The following is a 19,400-nucleotide window of genomic DNA, read 5'->3' on the forward strand; positions in this document are numbered from 1 at the left end:
CAACCAACCTGGAGTTTCTTAAATGAACGTTCGTACCGTTGCTCGCCGCGCTCAGGCCGGCTTTACCCTTATCGAATTGATGATCGTTGTGGCGATCATTGGTATCTTGGCTGCGATTGCGCTTCCCCAGTACCAAACGTATATCGCCAAGTCGCAAGTTTCCCGCGCGATGGGCGAAGCAGGTGCACTTAAGACCGCCGTGGAAGACTGCGCGAACAACGGTCGCCTCACGGTCGGCGCCGCCGCCGGGAACTGTGACCCGCAAGCCACGGCTTCCAGCATTCTGGCTGGTGACGCGCAAGCTGGTGCAACTGCAGCAGTCGCAGGCACGAACGGTTACCCCCAAGTGAGCAACATTGCCGCTGACGGCACTGCTACCATCACGGCGACTTTCGGTAGCAAGGCCTCGACGGCTCTGACCGCAACGCCCGCCACTCTGACGTGGTCGCGTACTACGGGCGGCACCTGGACCTGCGCAACGACCGCCGATCAAAAGTATCGCCCGGCTGGTTGCGGCGGCTAATTGAATTAGCAACGAAAGAAGGCCGCCCTTGGGCGGCTTTTTTGTTTTTCTTGACCCGTCCTGACCTGGGTTGACACCTTTTCCCTGAAGAAAAGGCAAGTCAATGGAATCAAGCGTCAAACGCACGCAGCGGGACTACACGCTGGCTTTTAAGCTGTCGGTGGTCGACCAAGTGGAAAAAGGCGAACTCACGTACAAACAGGCCCAGGAGCGTTACGGCATCCAGGGCCGCTCGACCGTGCTGGTGTGGCTGCGCAAGCATGGTCGCCAGAACTGGAGTTCGGCATCATCTGGGCTTGCCATGCCAGTACCGATCAAGAAGCCCTCATCTGCACCTGCCGCACCGCTGACTCCCGAACAGAAGATCAAGGCCCTCGAGGTCCAGCTTCGCGAAGCCAACGAGAAGGCCCAACTGTTCGAGGCGGTGATCGATGTCCTGAAGAAGGACTACGGGGTGCGCATCGTAAAAAAGCCTTCGGGCAAGTCCTCTCGCAAAAGCTCCTGCCGGGGCTGAGCGTGGCGAGGGCTTGCCGCCATTGGGGCGTTAGCCGCCAAGCCTACTACCAGCAGTTGCAGCATCAGCAGCAACGCCGTGCCCGTGACGACACCGTGATCGAGCTCGTTCGCGGTGTGCGCCTGCGCCAGCCCCGGGTGGGCGCGCGCAAGCTGCACCATCTTCTCAAGCAGCCGCTGCAGCACGCCGGTGCGAGCCTGGGGCGCGATGCGCTGCTGGACGTGCTTCGCCAGGCGCGCATGCTGGTGGCGCCGAAGCGGGCATATCACAAGACCACCGACAGCCATCATCGATTCCGACGCCATCCCAACTTGCTCAAGGAGGGGCCGCATCAGGTTCGAGCGACTGCCAGCGAGCAGGTGTGGGTGGCCGACATCACGTACTTGCCCACCGACCAGGGGGTCGTCTATCTCAGCCTGGTCACGGATGCGTGGTCGCGCAAGATCGTGGGCCATCACGTGCACCACAGCCTGCACACCGAGCAGGTCAGGCGGGCGCTGAAGGTAGCGCTCAAGGACCGGCAGACGCGGCAAATGCTTGTGCATCACTCGGACAGGGGCATCCAGTACTGTTCGAACGACTATCAGGAGATTCATCGACGCCACGGCATCGCCTGCTCGATGACCGATGGCTACGACTGCTACCAGAACGCGCTGGCCGAGCGCGTCAACGGGATCTTGAAGATGGAGTTCCTGCTGCACCGGCCTGCCGATCTGGCCCAGGCCAGCCGGATGGTCCAGCAGGCCGTGCAGATCTACAACCAGGAGAGACCGCACCAGTCCCTAAAATTGAAAACGCCCGATGAGGTTCATCGGGCGTCTCTGGCCGGCTGGATTACGTCGGCTACCAGTCCTTCGTAGGTGTCAACCTATGGCAGGACGGGTCATCTTGACCCGCTTCTTAACGCCAACTACGTTTCAACGGCGTGCCCGCAGTAGTGGGCGACCTGCCTTGGCCCAGCAAGCGCAGGCAAAATCCCTTGGATGAGTTTCTTTGCAACGCAAGCCAACGCAGACGACACAGGCCAGCAAGATTTCTCTTCCTCGATCCGCAGTGCGTTGATCGCGCTGCCTTTTCTCTTTCCAATTGCGGCCGGCCCTTCGGTCAGCGTCTGGCAACAGTTGGCGTCTTGGCTGTGTGTCGCAGCCCTGTTTCTGTTGTCCAGGGCGAAGGATTTCAAGCCCGCTCCCTCGACAACTCTGTGGCTCATCGCGAGCGTGGTACTCATCGCGATCTTCCGAAGCGCTCATCTCGGGCCCGCTCCATGGCTGTCCTCCATTACGGTCGTCTTCGCTATCGGCATGGCCGCCTTCATGGGCGCTGGTCTTGCGAAGGACCGTGCCCAGGTGCAAACAGCCCTGGCTCAGGGTCTGCTGTGGGCGGGCGTGGTCAGTGCCGTGATAGGGCTGCTCCAGTACTACGATCTTGCCGGCTTCCTCTGGCCATGGGCCACTGAGCCCGGCGCCGGCCAGGCTTTCGGCAACTTGCGTCAACGCAATCAATTCGCGAGCCTGATCAGCATGGCGCTGATCGCTGCGCTGTGGCTCTACGCACGCTATCGCATCGGACCGTTGCAGCGGCGCCTGCTTTGGGCGGGGATGGTTTCGCTTCTGCTGGTCGCCGCCGCTGCTTCGACATCGCGCACAGGTTTGCTTGAAGTTCTGAGCATCGTCGGAGTTGCGGCCTTCATTGCGCGGCGAGAGCGGCAGGCGCGTCGTGCCGATCCCGCCTCCGCGATCCGTTTGCCGGCGCCTTTGATTCTTCTGTCATGGATTCCGCTGTACTTCGCCATTGCCTGGCTGCTGCCTCAACTCGCGGGCAGTGGCGTCGACAGCATGATGCAACGTCTCAGCGCAGGAGCACCTGTCGGGCACAGTCGGTTGATTCTTTGGGGCAACGTGCTCGCCCTGATCTCTGAACATCCGTGGGCCGGATGGGGTTGGGGCGAGTTGAGCTACGCCCACTACATGCACAGCACACTCTATCCAGGCGCGCGCTTTGTCGAGATTCTCGACAACGCTCACAACTTGCCGCTGCACCTCGCTGTGGAGCTCGGAATCCCCGCTGCGACGTTGATATGTGGCGGATTTCTCTGGTTGCTGATCACAGCAAAACCCTGGCGCGAGCGTGATCCGTTCCGGCTCATGGCGTGGGGCCTGCTTGGAGTGATCGTGCTTCACAGCCTGCTCGAATACCCGCTGTGGTACGGCCCCTTCCAACTGGTGTTCGGTCTCTGTCTAGGTGTTCTGTGGCCAGCCGCGGACCGTCGTGACAGTGAGGTCCGACGTTGGACTCGAAAACTACCTGCAGCATCCGCCGCCGTGCTGATCGCAATCGTCGGCTATGCGGGGTGGGACTACATCCGCATCAGCCAGATCTATCTGCCGCGCGACGAGCGACTGCCCGCTTATCAGGACGATACGCTCGCCAAAGTGCAGAGCTCCTGGCTGTTTTCGAATCAGGTGGACTTTGCCAAGCTCACGCTGACATCAGTCACGTCTGCCAATGCTGCAGAGATGCATGCATTGGCCACGCGCATCTTGCATTTCTCGCCCGAGCCGCGTGTGATCGTGAAGCTGATCGAAAGCGCGGAACTGCTGGGCTACAAAGCAGAAGCCCGTACCGAGGCGGAGCGATTCAGCATCGCGTTTCCGCTCCAGTACGAGCTTTGGATCGAAGCCCGGCCGATCGACTCATCGGCACCTTGACCTTCGGCTCGAATCAAGGCTTCTTCTCTTGCCTCTCTCCGATATCACTGCGTCACAAGCTCGCGCCAGGAAATTCGGCGCGTACCAGGACCGCCAGCACCCGGAGGCAGTTCGATGTTTTCAAGCTTCCCTGTCGAAAGCTTCACACTCCCGATCAGCTGGCTGCCCTTCCGTGCAAACACCGAGGCCGCCGCGCCAAGCCCGTTGCCACCCGCTAGGATAGTGCCGACCACCTGCGCCTTTGTCGCGGGGAACAGTGACAGCCCTGTCTTGTAGTCTACGTAATTCAAGTACCCCGAACCACCGATGCCGCAGGCATTGGCGTTGTTCGGAATATTCGACACGAACACCAGCACACCCAGTTGCAACGTCGAGTCGGTGTTGATCCGCTCACCCGTGTTCGGCAGGTCGATGAACCAGCCGTACATGTTGCTCAGGTTGGTGGCATAGCTCATCGAACTCGAAACAGTGCGCACACCATCCGTGTCCGTGAAGGTCTGCTTCATGAAGCACTTGCTCTTGAGCGTGGTCGAGCACGCGGTCGAGCGAGGGCTTCCGTAGATGCTCGCGGTTGGGCTGCTTCCGGTCAGCGGGTCCTTGATGGCGTAGATGGTCTGCACCTGCGTGGCACCCGCACTCTTGGCATCGATGTCCGACACCCCCAGGTAGCTGCCGGTGCCGACGTAGATGATGTGGCTGCCGCTGGCAAAGCCGAGTTCGATCCAGCTCGTGATGGGCTGCGGATTGTTGTTGCCGTCCTGGAGTGTGGCGAGCAGCTGCACCGTGGGTGCTCCCGAACCGTCCGCCTTCAGATTGCTGAGTTCGAAGCGCCAGACATTGCCGTAGAGGTCGCCGCTGTACACCTGGGTCACAGTGTTGTTGAGGTTGATGTTGTCCATCCACGCACTGATGCGCGACAGGCCGCTGGGGCATGGTGCCACCGTGCATCCGGAGCCCGCGACTGCGGCCGTGGCGCTGCCGGCGCCGGTGTTGAGCTTCTTGATGACCGCGCCGGTCTTCGCATTCAACACCCACAGATGGCCGCCGCCATCGCCTGGTGAGACGTTGTTGTAGCCTGAGGTCACGATCACGGCCCAGGTGCCATCGTTCAGCTTGGTGATGATCGGGATGCCGTACGTGTATCCGAGGTCGTTGTCGCTGTCGACCGTGAACTCCCACAGCACCTTGGGTGTGTCCGGCGTGGTCACGTCCAGCGCGTAGTAACCACGGCCGCCTGCGGCCAGTCCGCCGACGAGCAGGGTGTGCCATGCACCGTCGAAATACGCTTCGCCCTGTTGCGGCGAACCGTTGACGAAGTAGGTGTGATTGCGGCTGTAGTTCTTTTCTGCGAGCTTGTAGAGCTTGGGCAGCAGCACCGACGGAATGTAGGCCCAGCTTTCGACCCCCGTATCGGCGTTGAATGCGTGCAGCATGCCGTCGTTGGCGCCAACATAGAGCATGCCCTGCCGCGTTTCGTTGGTCTTCTTGAACGCGGCATAGCCGGTGTCGGTATAGTTGAAATTCGACTTCTTCACATAAGCCGATTGCGAACCGACGATGTCACCGAGCACGTGGGTGCGCTTGAAGTAGTACTTGCCGCCACCGCCATCTTCGTTGCTGCGGTCGCCGCGCAGGAAGTTCACGAGGTTGATCCCGCCCATGCCCTTGTCCGAACCCGCTGTGGTGCTATCGATCTGTTGCGCCGTGGGAACGCAGGAACTGCCTGCCGCGCAGACCTGCGACAACGAACCGATGGCCGACATCTTGAAGTAGTTCTTCATCGTGTCGGTCAAGGAGTCCCAGGCGAAGTTGATCAGCGTGCTGCCATTGTTGGTGTAGATTTTGCGCGCGCTGTAGGTCGTGTTGTCCAGAAGTGCAGTTGGCGGTGTCGCGGAGGTGGTGCTGGCTGTGCCTGATTGCGACCACAGTGGCACCGTGCCGGGAATGCCGGTTACTGGATCGATGGTGTAGCGTGCGACTTCTCCGAACCACTGTACCGAAGTGAAGCCGGAGTCGAACAGGAAGTTGTCGGAGCTCGTCACGTTCGCCGTGCTGGGCGAGACGGCTGCGCCGGCGCTGTTCTGTGCATCGACGTTGTTGAGGAAGTTGGTGATGCCATCTTTGACCGCGACTGGGTCACCTGCGCTGTAGTAAGTACCGCGCCCGTTGACGGCGGCATGCCACAGATCGTCCACTGTGGTTTGCGAATTGCTGACCGGAACTGGCCAGTTGCATGCGCCGCTGCTTTGCCAACGGCACTTGGTGTTCGAGGCTGTTGTGCCCTTGAGGACGTCGTAGTAATCGCCGCTGGTCGCTGTCTGATAGTCCGACTGGTACTGCATGTAGCCCGATACACCGAGTCCGATGGTGTAGGTGTACATGCGCTGTTGGCCGGCCAGGGTGTTGTCCGCACCGACGTCCACGCCGCTGCTGTTCTTGCTTGTGCCCAGAATGGTCGATCGGATGTCGGTGGTGTAGTAGTACTGGGCCACGTCGGCCAGCGTGTTCGCGATCTTGCCGCCTTCGTAGTAAGGCCGTTGCACGGTCGCACTATCGCTGTCCTGGTCGCCGATGGTAGTCGTGCCGTCGACTTGCGTGATCGTGTTGTATGGAGTCCCATTCTTGGGCGTTTTCGTTTCAGCTTCGTTCCAGTAACCGTCGGTTGACAGCATGGTGTAGTTGCGCTGGCAGGCGTACTGCATCGGGTCCTTGACCGTGACCGCGGTGGTGTCGCCGCTGGATGCATTGGCCCAGAGCTTCTGGCTGCCAGTCAGCTTGCCCGCATACATGCGACCGGCCGTCGAGAGTGCCACGCGAAGGCCGGTGCCATTGCTTGGTATCGCGGCGGTCAGTTTTTGGTACCACAGATCTTTCTGGCCGCCCGCCGCAGTCGTGATGTCGTCGACATTGAGGAAGTCGGAGCTCGTGTTGTTGTTGAGGCTCATGTACCCCAGCCGGTAACTGCTGGACAGCCCCGAGAAACCGAGGCCCGCGGCCGTTTTGGTCATCTGCATGCGCGTGCGGTAGTAGGCCCACCAGTTGGCGAAGTTGGTCATCTCCTCCGTATACGTGCATGTCGCCACGGCAAGGCAGTCGGTTCGAGTGTCTGCTCGTGCATAAGAGGTGGTGCCCGATGCGATATCGGTCCTTGCGTTCTGCCCGGGAACACTGGCGTAACCACTGAATGCCGTTGCGGCCACAGGTGCGCTTCCAGTCCGGGAAACGGCCGGCGTGGCGGTCACCGCACCGGAAGATGCTGGCGCGGTGATGACCACGTTGTTGCCTGACCTTGACGCACTGTATCCACCAACGGTGCAGTTCCCGGTGGCGGAGGTCGTGCAGGCGTTGATGTTGTCGACAATGGCCTGTGCCAAGTCACGCAGACGGCCAGAAGCTGCGATCGAGGCGGTGCTGGAGAGGATTTGCAGTGCATCCACGGTAATGCCGGTGACTGAGGCTGCACCACTACCAGTGATAGATAGTGTGGACTGCGCCGGCGCGGTGATCTGGCCAGGATAACGGGCATACGTGTAGGTGCTTCCTCCCGACGGCGCTGTGTCGATTCGAGTGGCTTGGCAGTCCGTCAGCGTCGAATCGGTGCACCAACGCAAGAGTGCGGCAACGGGATAGGTGCTCGAGGGCGTTGTTTGCGTCGCACAACTCCGGAGGCTCTGATCGGTGCAGTACTCGCCCGGCACGAAGGTGTAGTAGAACGCGTTGCCTACGAGGTTCTGCGTAGTGCCCGAGCTTGCGTTGGTGAAGAGATTGGCCTGCGTGCCCGTGAATCCCGTATCGGCCTCCTGTACGCCGTAACCGTCATAAGGTACGGCGGTCCATTTATTCGATCCCATTGAGGCAAATCGATCTCCGTTGTATTTGATCGGCGGCGAGTAGGTCGTGCGCGGGTTGTAGTAGATCTTGTTGTAGCCGCTGTTGCGAACCAAGCCTGGGGTATTCCGGTATTTCGAGTCCTGCCCTGCCGTATCTGGCAGATAGTCCCAGGTCATACTGCCCGAGTCGTCGAGCACGAAGAACAGGTTGGGCTTGACCAGCGTCGGACTCGAGGTTTCGAGCGGTGCAGTGGCAAGGTCGGTCTGCGCTGCCGTCGCGGTGTACATCGCCGCCAGCAGCGGCACGATGCAGAGCGTGGCCTGCAGAAGATGGAGGGTGCTGCGTTTCATGAAGAAGTGCTTCCTATTGCGACGACTAGATCGCCACCATGGCCTGGACCATGCTCTGGGTGTTGCGTGGTCCATCGACCACAACGGTGATGCGGTAGTAGGTCTGCTTGGGCGAGTCCACGTTGCTGCCGGTACCGCCGCGGCCGCCGCCGCCCGTGCACGAGGTGCCGCCCGGGCAACTGCCGGCGGTGGCGCGCGGCGATGTGGCACAGATGTTGGTGCCGACGTTTGCTTCACCGGTCGCAGGACACATGCGATGAATGACATAGCTCACGGTGTTGCCGGTCGTCGTGTCTTTGGTCATGGCCTTGGCATTGGCCGCCAGCTTCGTCTTCCAGAAGTCGGCCCAGGTCTGGCCGCTCGCGGGGTCAGCCCTGGACGCTAGATAGCCTTGGGTCGTCTGGTCGCATGTCACGGTGCTGCCCGCGGCACAGACGCCGACTGCATTGACGTTGTCTTCCAGCCATTTGACGGCCGTTTCGACACCGACGTCCGCCGAATGCGTGGCTGCCTGCTGGAAGGCCAGGTTACCCGCGACGGTGTTGGATGTGCCGACCGAACGCGTCAGCGCAACGGCTGCCAGGGTCAGTGCAATCAGAACGATCAACGCAAGGATCAGCACCACGCCACGCTGCGATTGGTGGCCTTGCATGCCGCGCGCGCGCGTCGAGCGGCGCTCTCTTTGAAAACTCTCGTTGCTCAGCATCCGCCGGTCCCTCCTTGTGCTGTGGTCTGCGATCCCTGCCAGACCAGATTGCGGACCGGTACCGTGGTTTGCAGCGTCTTGTAGCGATAGTTTTTCCATTCCGTGTTGCCGCTCAGGTCGAACGGCGCGGAGGCGCTTCCGGCCCAGGTGGGCGCGGCGCTTGTCGGGGGTGTTTCGCCGGCAGCGGCGTCGTACTTGGTGTATTGCCCGCTGCGTGCCACCAGTGCGATCCGCAGCGCCAGCGTGCGTGCCCAGCCGCATTGAACGGCAAGGCCGCTCTTGTCTGCCGTGCTTCCCGGCGTGATCTGGTCGTAGGTATCGACGATCCCGGCCATCTTGTTGGCACCGATGCCCGAGGTATCGCGCCCGTATTGCGCGCGCAAGCTGACGATGTTGGAGGCAATGGAAACCCAGACAGTCGGATCGACCTTTGGAGAGACATAGGTCGCGTCAGCGCAGTTGTAGGCGGTGTAGTCGCAGACGGTCAGGTTGCCGTCTCGTACGGCGTACGCCCGCGCAACCAATGACTGGCCGATGTTGTAGACCATGCTGCCCAGCGCCAGGCCGGCGGGGTCACCCGGATCTACCGTGAGGGTGGTATCAGCCTTGGCGGTGACCTTGTCGAGGGCAAGGTTGCACGGCGATGGGCGGCTCGAAGGCTGTGCGATCACATAGTCGTTGACCGCGAACGATCCAGCCGTGGTGATCGGGTAAGTCTTGGAAGATGGCGCAGTGGCAATCAGATCGCCCTCGGCAGGACTGTCGCTCGTGCCAGAGATCACCAGCAAGGTGTCTGTGCCTGCGGTGCCTGCGGGCACGATCGTGGTTGCAGGATTAATGGCGACGGGCGCCAGGGCGTCGAGCTTGACAGTCTTGCTGTCCTTGCTTGTCTTGAAGGCCAGGCTGCAACCCAGCAGGCTGAACGCATTGATCCCGTAGCCGGCCTCGCGCGCATCGCGTTCCAGGCCATACAGTGCGATGGAGCCATTTATCTGCGCATCGTCGCCGCCAGTGGTCGTACGTTTGTTGCCTTCGAAGACGCCGAAGACCTGCATGATGACGATCACCGACAGCATGCCGATCAACAGGCCGACCAGGATCTCGATCAGGCTGAAGCCCGAGGTCGCATGGCGTCGGCGGGAACGGTTGGATTGGTTCATTGCTGGGCTTACTTCTGCGGCTGATCGAGTCGTGCGACCATGGTGTATTGGCGCTTGTCATCACCCGGCGCTTGCCAGTAGATGGTGATGGTGACTGTGTTGGTGCCGAGGGTTGCTGCGGCACCCTTGTCCTCGCTCTTGATGACTACGTCGGGCGGATTGCTGGTGGTTCCGGGCAGTGCGCTGGTCCAGGCATCTTTCCAGGCCTTGTAGCCATCGCCAGTAGCCGCGAATTGGGCTTGCAGAACCGTGTCGGAGCGGTCGCTGACCCACATGCGGCTGATCAGGTCATTGGCTTGCAGCACTGCGGTCGATCGATACTCCGCCGCCGATGCCTGCTTGACGGAAGTGGCCTGCAGGCCGATCAACCCGAGCACGCCGACCGAGAAGATCAGCAGTGCGACAAGCGCTTCCAGCAGCACGATGCCGCGCTGGTCCTTGCGTGCACGGGGCGCACTGGCGCGACGGGTGCCTCGATGATGAGGATGTGCATTCATGGTCGGTCGTCTTCAAGGAGTGCAAGCCATCGGGTCGCCGCTGCCACGCTTTGGATCGCACATGCGAACCTGTCCGCCGGCGGAAACCAGGACCCGCAGGCAGCGCAGGGTGCCACCGGATTCGGCTGCGCAAGTGCCTTTGCTGGACTTGATGTCGATAGCGCCGTCGACGATGTCGGTATCGGGGGATGTCGTCTTGACGATGCGCCCCAGGCCGTTGAAGCCGAAGGTTCCGCCGTGGTCGCTGCTGATCGTGGTGCTGGCCCGACCCGCTACCGGCTGCCCCGATTGAAGGACGGTGGCGTCGTCGTTGCATTTCGAGGCAGGCGTGCCTGCCGATGCAAGACTCACGACCCAGCTGGTGCCCGTTGTGGAGATGGCGCAGGAACTATCCAGCGAGGTGGTGAACTGCATTCGCACCGGCGTGTTGCGCCGCACGGCTTCGGCGCGCGCGAACTGGAGTCCGTTTTGTACGGATTCCGCTGTGCTGCGGATCTGTGAGTTGTAGATCCACTCCGTGAACGAGGGCGCACTCATGGCAACGGCGATCGCAATGATCGCAATGCCAACCATCAATTCGATCAACGACACGCCCCGCAGGGCGCTTGCTGCTGGCCGTCGAGAACGCAAGGCCGCCGACATTCAGCACCCGCCCTTGTTGGTGATCCAGCAATTGGTACCTGCCGTCCAGCCTGTCTTGCCCTTGGAGGTCTTGCCTCCCTTCTGGTCGATCGTGAATTCAAACCCGGGCATAGTCGCGGTCTTGCCGCTCGCCTTGATCGTGAAGGTGTCGGCCGTGGCTACGCAGGAGAAGTCGAAGCTCTTGTTTGTGCTGGTGAGTGCTGTAGTCTGCGTGTCGATCAGGCACTTGGTGGTAGAGCCGGCCAGGTTGTAGCTGCGACTGTCCTGATAGCCTTGCTCCATCTTCACCGACAGCGCGGAAAGATTGGACGTGGCATCGGGAATGCGACCACGCAGCACATATTCACCATAAAGCGGCACGGCGATCGCCGCCAGGATGGCGACGATCGCGACCACGATCATGATCTCGATCAGAGTGAAGCCTCGCGCCCGGCGGCACAGGGACGGGACGCGGTTGCAAGAAGACGAGTGATTCACAGCGGGTTCCTGGTGTTTCCCGCTCGGGTCGAGGGGAATCAATCTAGTGACAGTAGTCACGAATTGTCACCAGCCGCCTATTAGTCGCAAAAGCCGCTTGTCAGGGGCCGTGCGCCGCTCGTCCCCCTCCGGCTCAGGCTCCTTGTGGCCTTTTCGTCCTTATTTCTTACTTGTCGCTCAACCTGCCACCCAACTCCCCGACTTCCCCCCATGCTTCTCCAACACATGCACATCGGTGATCCGCATCCCCCGGTCCACCGCCTTGCACATGTCGTAGATCGTCAATAGCGCCACCTGCACTGCTGTCAAAGCCTCCATCTCCACCCCCGTCGGTCCGACGGTCTCGACGGTCGCCGTGCAGACCACTTGCGGCGCACTTCCCGCGTCCGCCATCGCGAATGCCACCGCTACCCGTGTCAACGCCAGCGGATGACACAGCGGAATCAGATCGCTGGTCTTCTTCGCCGCCTGAATGCCAGCGATTCGCGCGATGCCCAGCACGTCGCCCTTCTTCGCCGTCCCCGATTCGATCAGCGCCAGCGTAGCCGCCTGCATCTCGATGCGGCCCGTGGCCACGGCCACGCGGTGGGTGGCGGGCTTGCCGGCCACGTCGACCATGTGGGCCTGGCCCTGGGCGTCAAAATGGGTGAGAGTGCTCATGGTGAACGTTCGTTTTGAAGATGCATCATACGAGCCCGAGCCACAGACGAGGAATGCCGCGCTTGACTCTCCATCGCCCCACGAAAAGCCCGTCGATGCCTGCTTTGCGGTCGTTATGCGCTACTTTTTTAATAGCTTCCCAGGTGCTGCTGCCGGTGCCCGCGCTGGCGCAGATGCAGCAGATCCTGCCCGGCATGGGCGATGGCGGTGAGATGACCGCCAGCGCGGAGCGCCACCTTGGCGACCAGATCGCCCGTGAGCTGTACCGCGACACGGACTACATCGACGACCCGGTGATCGCCGCCTACGTGCAGGACATCTGGCAGCGTCTGCTGACGGCCGCCCGCGCGCGCGGCGAGCTCACGCCCGAACTCGACGAGCGCTTCGCCTGGACGATCCTGCTGGGCCGGGACCGCAACATCAATGCCTTCGCGTTGCCTGGCGGCTACCTGGGACTCAACCTCGGCCTGGTGGCGGTGGTCGGCAGTCGCGACGAGCTGGCCACGGTGCTCGGGCACGAACTCTCGCACGTCACGCAGCGCCACATCTCGCGCATCATGAGCAAGCAGGGCAAGCAGATGCCATTGATGATCGCGGGCCTGATCCTCGGGATGATCGCGGCCGGCAAGAGCCGCAACGGCGACGCAGGCCAGGCCGTGATCATGGGCAGCCAGGCGCTGTTCATGCAGAACCAGCTGAGTTTTTCGCGCGACATGGAGCGCGAGGCCGATCGCATCGGCTTCGGCGTGATGACGCAGGCGGGCTTCGCGCCGCAGGGCGCGGCCGCGATGTTCGAGAAGCTGCAGTACGCCTCGCGCCTCAACGACAACGGCTCGTACCCTTACCTGCGCAGTCACCCGCTGACCACGGAGCGCATCTCCGACATGCAGGGTCGCTTCCAGTTCCGCATGGACGCGGCGCCGCCGGTTCCGCTGGCGATGGACCACGCGATGATCGCTGCGCGCGCACGCGTGCTGACGCGCCCGGGTGTCGACGTGCTGCGGCTCTGGATCGAATCGGCCTCCAGCGGTGAGTTCGCGAAAAGCTCGCCGGCACAGCAGGCCGGCACGCTCTACGCGGCGGCGATGTCGGCCAAGGAAATGCGCGACTACAAGAACGCGCGCACGCTGGTCGAACGACTGGTCGCGCGCACGGCGGACGATGCGGCCGCGGCGAAGCAGGCGCGTTGGCTCAACGCGGAGATCGAGCTCGCCGCGGGCGCCGCGCCCAAGGCGGCTGCGCTGCTCGATGCCAAGTCGAAGGAGCGGCCCGAGATGATGCTCGCTGCCGAAGCCGCCACGGCGATGCGCCAGCCCGCGCCGATGATTCCTGTATTGCGCGACTGGGTCGCCGCGAACCCGCGCGATGCCACGGCGTGGCGCACGCTCGCCAATCTCTACGGTGCCCAGAATGACACGCTGCGCGCGGTGCGCGCCGACGCCGAGGCGAACGTGGCGATCCTCGACTACCCGGCCGCGCGCGACCGTTTCAAGGCTGCACAGGAACTCGTCCGCCAGTCCAAGGCGGTCGACCACTACGAGGCGTCGATCATCGACACCCGTGCGCGGGCAGTGGAGGCGTTGGTGAAAGAGCAGGCTGCGGAGCCGCCGCTGAAGTGACGTAGCGCGGCAGCCGCTGCAGATTCAGCGCTTGGACAGCAGCCCGCCCAGCGCGGACTCGATCAGCAGCCCCAGCAGCGAATACAGCAGCGAGCCGATCAGCGCGGCCAGGAAGCCGCTGACGTGAAAGCCGCTCAGCAGCCCCGACGCGGCCCAGAACAGCAGCGCGTTGATGATGAACAGGAACAGCCCGAGCGTGACGATGGTGACCGGCAGCGTCAGCACCACCAGCACCGGCCGCACGACCATGTTGAGCAGGCCGATCACCGCGGCCGCGATCAGCGCGGAGCCGAAGCTGTTGACCTGGACACCGCTGTAGAGATAGGCAACCGCCAGCAGCGCCACGGCGCTGAGCAGCCATTTGATGATGATGCGCATAGGGCGCTCAGGATACCCCAGGGCCCACAAAACAACGAGCCCCGGTGCGTTGCCGCACCGGGGCTCGTCCAGAGAGACTCGTCCTGCCTTACTCGGCCAGTTCGTTCGCCAGCACCAGCAGCGCGCCCATGCCCATCACTGCGCCGGGAAAGGCCCAGCCCGATTGATGGGCCGGTGTCTGGTCGGGCGTTACCGGCTCCAGGTCGACGCCGATCTTCGGGCGGCGTGCATCGACCACGTGGACGGCCGAGTGCTCGCGCTTGAGCTGTGCCGTCAGTTCGGTCAGCGGGCCCTTGGCCAGCACCGGGGTCACCTGGCCGCCATTGCGCTCCAGCAGCGGCAGCATCTGCGCCTGCACCTTGCTGAACCACTTGGCACGCCAGTTCTCGCGCGCGCTGTGGCTCACCCACTTGCTGATGCGATGCGTCATGCGCGGCGCGCAGGCCACGAGCACCCAATGGCGCGCCACGACGGTGCTCGCGTCCGGAGCAAGTTCGGCGAACTGCTCACAGGCGTAGGTGACGTCGTCGACATAAAGAATGATCTTTTCCATGGCGTGCTCCTTCAGGTAGTTAGAGTGAGAGACGAGGTGGGACAGGAAGTTTCTCGAAAGCGACGCCGGCTCAGCCGGTCGTCACCGCCTGTTCTTCAGGCTTGTTGCGGGCGTGGCGCGCAGCCACCCACTTGCCGATTGCCAGCACCAGCAGCGCACCGGCGATACCGGCGGCGTACTTGACCACGTCGGTCTGCGGCACCTTCGGCACCCAGGTCCAGGCGGCGGCGTTTGCCAGTGCGGGGTCGGACACGGCCATCGTGCCGGCGATCCAGCCGAGCAGCATGCCGCCCAGCGTGATGATCATCGGGAAGCGGTCCATCAGCTTGATGACCAGTTGGCTGCCCCAGACGATGATCGGGATGCTCACGAGCAAGCCGAAGATCACGAGCGGCATCTGGTGGCCGTCGCCCGCGCCTTGCGCGGCACCGGCAATGGCGATCACGTTGTCGACGCTCATCACGAGGTCGGCCACGATCACGGTCTTGACCGCGCCCCACAGCTTGTCGCTGCCGGTGATGTTGCCATGCGCGTCGTCGTGTTCAGGGGCCAGCAGCTTGACGCCGATCCACAGCAGCAGGATTGCGCCCACCAGCTTCAGGAACGGAATGGCCAGCAGCGTGAGCGCAAAGAAGATCAGGATGACGCGCAGGATGATGGCGCCCGCTGTGCCCCAAAGAATGCCCTTGGTGCGTTGGGCCGGCGGCAGCTTGCGGCAGGCCAGCGCGATCACGACGGCGTTGTCGCCACCCAGCAGGATGTCGATCATGATGATCTGACCGACCGCGACCCAGAACTCCGGGGTCATGAACATTTCCATAGATTCCTCTTTTGTCTTTGCGCCCCAGCCTCTCCCTTCAGGGGCGACGACGGAAGGCGCATGCCGATGCGTTTCGATTCATCCCGTGCGGGGAAGATCGAAAGCGAGGAATGAAGTCCGGGGGTGACACCGGGAGCTTGCGAACGCTTCGACCAAACCTGCACAGGTTCAAATCGAAGGTCTCGCTCGACAGCGCTCGCGCGAGTGCGCGTACGTTGTCCGGCAGGCCGGAAGTGTTTTGCTTCGTATTGACGACCTGACGATTCGCGCTGCCGTGGACAGCGGTCGGGAGCTACTCCCCTTCGTGGGGCGGATTAGAGCATCGAAGCTCCCGGCGCTGCAATCGAAAGTTTCCACGGGTTTAAAGAGAACGCCTTGGAAATGCTGATGGATAGGGCGTGTGGCGCTCTGTTTTTCATAGCAATCTTGTCCCTTCGGCGTTTCAGGACATTGCCGGACTATGATCGCCGTCCGCTGCTTTTTCACGTTCCATGGCCGCCATACACATCACCGACATCGAGGCCGCCATCAACCACTGGCGCGAGAAGACGCCGTCGCCCGACGGGGTCACGCTCGGTCCCGAATTGCGCGCGCTGGCCGAGGTCTACGCGCTCATGGTTTTTCACCACGAGGACGAGGTCGACGAGGTCGGCTTTCCGCCCAAGGCCTGGGCCGCCTGGATGGCCTGGTACGAGAGCACGCCCGACACGCCCTGCATCGCGATCTGCTCCACCAGCCAGGGCGACGACGAATGCAAGGGCTGCGGCCGCACCTTCGACGAGGTGCAGTTCTGGCCCGGCATGACACCCGTCGAGAAGCGCGCCACGTGGCGCCGCATCACGATGGAAGACTCGGCCTGGCGCTTCAACCGCTATGCCGAACGGGCACGCGAGGCGGAACCGCCGCCGTCCGCCGCCGAGCCTGAGCTCGATCCCGACGACGAGAAAAACTGGGCCCCCTGACCATGCGCCGCCTCGCGCAAGCCCCCAACCTCGCGATCGCGACCGTGTGGGTGCACGCGCTGCGCGAAGAGGGCGTGGCCGCTACCGTGCAGCGCGAATTCCTCGGTGCAGTGATGGGCCAGTTGCCGCCCGACCAGTGCCTGCCCGAGATCTGGATCGACGACGAGGCCCAGTTCGATCTGGCCAGGAGGCTGCTGCACGAGCTGCAGCACCGCCCGCAGCGCAGCTGGCTGTGCGTGTGCGGCGAGCAGGTCGAAGGCGGCTTCGAGCAGTGCTGGCAGTGCGGCGAGATGATGCCGGCCGCCTAGCCGCGCGGTATTACTTCCAGCGAAGCAGTTCCACGTCGATGCTGTTGACGCCGTCGCCCAGCGTCAGCGTGTTTTCCTGAATGGTCGCCTGCAGCTGCATGCTGCGCTGCGCCAGCGCGGCCAGCGCCTGCGAGGCATTCGTCGGCACGCGATAGACCTTCAGGTTCTGCGGCCGCGTGAGCTTGTTCTCGATGCCGCGCCACCAGATTTCTGCCGCGTGGTTGAAGCAGTAGACGATCACCTCGTCAGCCTTGCCGCAGGCCTTGATGATGGGCTTGTCTTCCGGCTGGCCGACCTCGATCCAGATCTTGACCTCGCCCGTGAAGTCGCGCAGCCACACGTCGGGCTCGTCAACGTTCGACAGGCCAGCGCCGAAGGCCAGCGTGCCGTCGCCCTGGCAGATGTCCTGCAGCTGGTGCGCATTGAGCGCGAGCGCGACCAGCCGGATCATCATCCGCTCGTCGGTTTCGCTCGGGTGGCGCGCCAGGGTCAGCGCATGGTCGGCGTAGTAGCCGTGGTCGATGTCGGCCACCGCGAGGGTGGCCTTGAAGATGGTGGACTTGAGGGCCATCAGATGCGCTTGGCCAGCTCGGCAGCCTTGCCGACGTAGCTGGCCGGCGTCATCGCCAGCAGGCGGGCCTTTTCGTCTTCCGGAATCTCCAGCGAGCGGATCAGCCCGTGCAGCGCCTCGGCCGTCACGGTCTTGCCGCGCGTCACTTCCTTCAGTTGCTCGTAGGCGCCCTGCACGCCGAAGCGGCGCATCACGGTCTGGATCGGCTCGGCCAGCACTTCCCACGAGGCGTCGAGGTCTTCGGCCAGCGCTTCCTCGTTGAGTTCGAGCTTGCCCAGGCCGGTGGCCAGGCTGGCGTAGGCCAGAGTGGCATAGCCGAAGGCCACGCCGATGTTGCGCAGCACCGTGCTGTCGGTCAGGTCGCGCTGCCAGCGGCTGATGGGCAGCTTCTCGCTCAGGTGGCGCAGCACCGCGTTGGCCAGGCCCAGGTTGCCTTCGGCGTTCTCGAAGTCGATCGGGTTGACCTTGTGCGGCATCGTCGAGGAGCCGATCTCGCCCTTCTTCAACCGCTGCTTGAAGTAGCCCAGGCTCACGTAGCCCCAGATGTCGCGCGAGAAGTCGATCAGGATCGTGTTGGCACGGGCCACCGCGTCGAACAGCTCGGCCATGTAGTCGTGCGGCTCGATCTGGATGCTGTACGGCTGGAAGCTCAGGCCCAGGCCCAGCGGCGCGGGCGTCTCGATGACCTTGCGGCTGAAGGCTTCCCAGTCGAACTCGGGCCAGGCGGCCAGGTGGGCGTTGTAGTTGCCGACCGCGCCGTTCATCTTGCCCAGCAGCTGCACCGAGGCGATCTGCGCGCGGGCCTTCGACAGGCGCACCGTGACGTTGGCGATTTCCTTGCCGACCGTGGTCGGGCTGGCGGTCTGGCCGTGCGTGCGCGACAGCATCGACACGTTGGCGAACTGGTGCGCCATCTCGCGCAGCTTGGTGATCAGGCCGTCGATGGCCGGCAGCACCACCTTGTCGCGCGCGGCCTGGATCTGCAGGGCGTGGCTGGTGTTGTTGATGTCCTCGCTGGTGCAGGCGAAGTGCACGAACTCGGCGGCCGCAAGCAGCTCGGGCCGGGCCTCGAACTTGGACTTGATCCAGTATTCGACCGCCTTCACGTCGTGGTTGGTGGTTTTCTCGATTTCCTTGATGGCCAGCGCGTCGGCCTCGGAAAAGTGCGACACCAGGCCCAGCAGGTACTTGCGGGCGCCGCCCGTCAGGGGCTTGAATTCGGCGAAGCCGCAGTCGGACAGCGCAATGAACCACGCCACCTCGACTTGCACGCGCCGGTGCATATAGCCCTGTTCGCTCATCAGCGGACGCAACGCCGCGAGTTTGGCCGCGTAACGGCCATCAAGGGGGGAAAGGGCGGAAACGGTGGAAAAGCTCATGCCCGAATTTTAGGCGGCCGGCGGTCCGTGGGGCGGTACCGACACATTGGGGTCGATTTGGGGCTCTGGTTTTCCCGTTCACCTAAAATGACTATTAACAAACGTCATTAAAGCTAGGGAGAGAGCCTTCATGAAACTGATCGGATCCGCCGCCAGCCCTTATGTGCGCAAGGTGCGCGTGGTGCTGGCCGAAAAGCGGCTCGATTACCAGTTCGTGATCGAAGACGTCTGGGCTGCCGACACCACGATCTCCAATTCCAACCCGCTCGGCAAGGTTCCCTGCCTGATCATGGAAGGCGGTGAGGCGATGTTCGACTCCCGCGTGATCGTCGAATACCTGGACACCCTGTCGCCGGTCGGCAAGCTGATTCCGCAGCAGGGCCGCGAGCGCGCCGAGGTCAAGACCTGGGAGGCGCTGGCCGATGGCGTCATGGACGCCGGCGTGCTCTGGCGCCTGGAAGCCACCTGGGCCGGCCGCAACGACGGCGAGCGCAGCGGGGCCTGGATCGAGCGCCAGCGCACCAAGGTCGAGGACGGCGTTGCCGCCATGTCCAAGGGCCTGGGCGACAAGCCCTTCTGCAGCGGCATCCACCTGAGCCTTTCAGACATCGCAGTGGGCTGCACGCTGGGCTGGCTGGACCTGCGCTTCCCTGAAATCGACTGGCGCGGGGACCACGGCAACCTCGCGAAGCTGTTCGACAAGCTGATGCTGCGGCCCAGCTTCATCGACACCAAGCCCTGA

The 19,400-nt window shown here is 63.0% G+C and carries 19 protein-coding genes; 7 read left to right on the plus strand and 12 right to left on the minus strand.

What is annotated here, in order from left to right:
* Positions 1–22: 22 nt before the first annotated feature.
* From BLV60_RS13580 to BLV60_RS13590, 3 genes are all read left to right on the plus strand, one after another.
* Positions 23–523 carry a pilin gene (locus tag BLV60_RS13580; RefSeq protein WP_093055243.1) on the plus strand — a complete coding sequence of 167 codons (501 nt, stop codon included), beginning with the start codon at positions 23–25 and terminating at the stop codon, positions 521–523.
* Between the two features lie 103 nt (positions 524–626).
* A protein-coding gene (locus BLV60_RS13585) for an IS3 family transposase (protein ID WP_218132225.1) occupies positions 627–1,897 on the plus strand; the annotation gives its coding sequence in 2 pieces (ribosomal slippage) (positions 627–986 and positions 989–1,897; 1,269 coding nt in all).
* Between the two features lie 123 nt (positions 1,898–2,020).
* Positions 2,021–3,745, plus strand: a complete 1,725-nt coding sequence (locus tag BLV60_RS13590; RefSeq protein WP_093055245.1) for a PglL family O-oligosaccharyltransferase — start codon at positions 2,021–2,023, stop codon at positions 3,743–3,745.
* 44 nt (positions 3,746–3,789) lie between these two features.
* On the opposite strand, the gene BLV60_RS13595 is transcribed toward BLV60_RS13590, so the two are convergent.
* The 7 genes from BLV60_RS13595 to moaC form a co-directional block, all read right to left on the minus strand.
* Positions 3,790–7,926: a pilus assembly protein gene (locus BLV60_RS13595; RefSeq protein ID WP_176928793.1), complete on the minus strand. Its 4,137-nt coding sequence runs from the start codon at positions 7,924–7,926 to the stop codon at positions 3,790–3,792.
* 25 nt (positions 7,927–7,951) lie between these two features.
* Positions 7,952–8,632: a pilus assembly PilX family protein gene (locus BLV60_RS34385; protein WP_176928794.1), complete on the minus strand. Its 681-nt coding sequence runs from the start codon at positions 8,630–8,632 to the stop codon at positions 7,952–7,954.
* Positions 8,626–9,792: a PilW family protein gene (locus tag BLV60_RS13600; RefSeq protein WP_093055249.1), complete on the minus strand. Its 1,167-nt coding sequence runs from the start codon at positions 9,790–9,792 to the stop codon at positions 8,626–8,628. Before BLV60_RS13600 ends, BLV60_RS34385 begins: the two co-directional genes overlap by 7 nt.
* Positions 9,793–9,800: 8 nt before the next feature.
* Complete coding sequence (pilV, locus tag BLV60_RS13605) at positions 9,801–10,289, minus strand: type IV pilus modification protein PilV (RefSeq protein WP_093055251.1); 489 nt, start codon at positions 10,287–10,289, stop codon at positions 9,801–9,803.
* Positions 10,290–10,301: 12 nt separating this feature from the next.
* The gene (locus BLV60_RS13610) at positions 10,302–10,931 is read right to left on the minus strand and encodes a GspH/FimT family pseudopilin (protein WP_093055253.1); all 630 of its coding nucleotides are present in this window, start codon (positions 10,929–10,931) and stop codon (positions 10,302–10,304) included.
* A complete protein-coding gene (locus tag BLV60_RS13615; RefSeq protein ID WP_371127369.1) occupies positions 10,932–11,408 on the minus strand; it encodes a type IV pilin protein in 477 nt (158 codons plus the stop codon).
* Positions 11,409–11,585: 177 nt separating this feature from the next.
* Positions 11,586–12,068 (minus strand): cyclic pyranopterin monophosphate synthase MoaC, encoded by a 483-nt coding sequence (moaC, locus tag BLV60_RS13620; RefSeq protein WP_093055257.1) that lies wholly within the window; start codon positions 12,066–12,068, stop codon positions 11,586–11,588.
* Between the two features lie 53 nt (positions 12,069–12,121).
* Between moaC and BLV60_RS13625 the strand changes: the two genes are divergently transcribed.
* Complete coding sequence (locus tag BLV60_RS13625; RefSeq protein WP_093055259.1) at positions 12,122–13,687, plus strand: M48 family metalloprotease; 1,566 nt, start codon at positions 12,122–12,124, stop codon at positions 13,685–13,687.
* Positions 13,688–13,711: 24 nt separating this feature from the next.
* On the opposite strand, the gene BLV60_RS13630 is transcribed toward BLV60_RS13625, so the two are convergent.
* The 3 genes from BLV60_RS13630 to BLV60_RS13640 form a co-directional block, all read right to left on the minus strand.
* A complete protein-coding gene (locus BLV60_RS13630) occupies positions 13,712–14,065 on the minus strand; it encodes a phage holin family protein (RefSeq protein WP_093055261.1) in 354 nt (117 codons plus the stop codon).
* An 88-nt stretch (positions 14,066–14,153) separates the two neighbouring features.
* Positions 14,154–14,618 carry a hypothetical protein gene (locus BLV60_RS13635; RefSeq protein ID WP_093055263.1) on the minus strand — a complete coding sequence of 155 codons (465 nt, stop codon included), beginning with the start codon at positions 14,616–14,618 and terminating at the stop codon, positions 14,154–14,156.
* 70 nt (positions 14,619–14,688) lie between these two features.
* Entirely contained in the window at positions 14,689–15,438 is a 750-nt protein-coding gene (locus BLV60_RS13640) for a TerC family protein (protein WP_093055265.1), read from the minus strand.
* 491 nt (positions 15,439–15,929) lie between these two features.
* Here BLV60_RS13640 and BLV60_RS13645 point away from each other — a divergent pair, with 491 nt between their 5' ends.
* Together BLV60_RS13645 and BLV60_RS13650 are read left to right on the plus strand one after the other, a co-directional pair.
* On the plus strand, positions 15,930–16,400 hold the full coding sequence (locus BLV60_RS13645; RefSeq protein WP_093055267.1) for a DUF3717 domain-containing protein: 471 nt from the start codon (positions 15,930–15,932) through the stop codon (positions 16,398–16,400).
* 2 nt (positions 16,401–16,402) lie between these two features.
* Positions 16,403–16,708, plus strand: coding sequence for a putative signal transducing protein (locus BLV60_RS13650; RefSeq protein ID WP_093055269.1), 306 nt, complete (start codon positions 16,403–16,405; stop codon positions 16,706–16,708).
* A gap of 10 nt (positions 16,709–16,718) precedes the next feature.
* On the opposite strand, the gene BLV60_RS13655 is transcribed toward BLV60_RS13650, so the two are convergent.
* Complete coding sequence (locus BLV60_RS13655; protein ID WP_093055271.1) at positions 16,719–17,279, minus strand: YaeQ family protein; 561 nt, start codon at positions 17,277–17,279, stop codon at positions 16,719–16,721.
* On the minus strand, positions 17,279–18,658 hold the full coding sequence (gene purB, locus BLV60_RS13660; RefSeq protein ID WP_093055273.1) for an adenylosuccinate lyase: 1,380 nt from the start codon (positions 18,656–18,658) through the stop codon (positions 17,279–17,281). Before purB ends, BLV60_RS13655 begins: the two co-directional genes overlap by 1 nt.
* Positions 18,659–18,788: 130 nt before the next feature.
* On the opposite strand from purB, the gene BLV60_RS13665 reads away from it, so the two are divergent.
* On the plus strand, positions 18,789–19,400 hold the full coding sequence (locus tag BLV60_RS13665) for a glutathione S-transferase N-terminal domain-containing protein (RefSeq protein WP_093055275.1): 612 nt from the start codon (positions 18,789–18,791) through the stop codon (positions 19,398–19,400).

The organism is Variovorax sp. YR634 (genome assembly GCF_900106655.1).
Classification (GTDB): Bacteria; Pseudomonadota; Gammaproteobacteria; order Burkholderiales; family Burkholderiaceae_C; genus Variovorax.

Bases quoted from the DNA above. Each gene is read 5' to 3' on its own strand.
- BLV60_RS13580 (WP_093055243.1), top strand. From the start codon at position 23: ATGAACGTTCGTACCGTTGCTCGCCGCGCTCAGGCCGGCTTTACCCTT.
- BLV60_RS13590 (WP_093055245.1), top strand. From the start codon at position 2,021: ATGAGTTTCTTTGCAACGCAAGCCAACGCAGACGACACAGGCCAGCAA.
- BLV60_RS13595 (WP_176928793.1), bottom strand. From the start codon at position 7,926: ATGAAACGCAGCACCCTCCATCTTCTGCAGGCCACGCTCTGCATCGTG.
- BLV60_RS34385 (WP_176928794.1), bottom strand. From the start codon at position 8,632: ATGCTGAGCAACGAGAGTTTTCAAAGAGAGCGCCGCTCGACGCGCGCG.
- BLV60_RS13600 (WP_093055249.1), bottom strand. From the start codon at position 9,792: ATGAACCAATCCAACCGTTCCCGCCGACGCCATGCGACCTCGGGCTTC.
- pilV (WP_093055251.1), bottom strand. From the start codon at position 10,289: ATGAATGCACATCCTCATCATCGAGGCACCCGTCGCGCCAGTGCGCCC.
- BLV60_RS13610 (WP_093055253.1), bottom strand. From the start codon at position 10,931: ATGTCGGCGGCCTTGCGTTCTCGACGGCCAGCAGCAAGCGCCCTGCGG.
- moaC (WP_093055257.1), bottom strand. From the start codon at position 12,068: ATGAGCACTCTCACCCATTTTGACGCCCAGGGCCAGGCCCACATGGTC.
- BLV60_RS13625 (WP_093055259.1), top strand. From the start codon at position 12,122: ATGCCGCGCTTGACTCTCCATCGCCCCACGAAAAGCCCGTCGATGCCT.
- BLV60_RS13630 (WP_093055261.1), bottom strand. From the start codon at position 14,065: ATGCGCATCATCATCAAATGGCTGCTCAGCGCCGTGGCGCTGCTGGCG.
- BLV60_RS13635 (WP_093055263.1), bottom strand. From the start codon at position 14,618: ATGGAAAAGATCATTCTTTATGTCGACGACGTCACCTACGCCTGTGAG.
- BLV60_RS13640 (WP_093055265.1), bottom strand. From the start codon at position 15,438: ATGGAAATGTTCATGACCCCGGAGTTCTGGGTCGCGGTCGGTCAGATC.
- BLV60_RS13645 (WP_093055267.1), top strand. From the start codon at position 15,930: ATGGCCGCCATACACATCACCGACATCGAGGCCGCCATCAACCACTGG.
- BLV60_RS13650 (WP_093055269.1), top strand. From the start codon at position 16,403: ATGCGCCGCCTCGCGCAAGCCCCCAACCTCGCGATCGCGACCGTGTGG.
- BLV60_RS13655 (WP_093055271.1), bottom strand. From the start codon at position 17,279: ATGGCCCTCAAGTCCACCATCTTCAAGGCCACCCTCGCGGTGGCCGAC.
- purB (WP_093055273.1), bottom strand. From the start codon at position 18,658: ATGAGCTTTTCCACCGTTTCCGCCCTTTCCCCCCTTGATGGCCGTTAC.
- BLV60_RS13665 (WP_093055275.1), top strand. From the start codon at position 18,789: ATGAAACTGATCGGATCCGCCGCCAGCCCTTATGTGCGCAAGGTGCGC.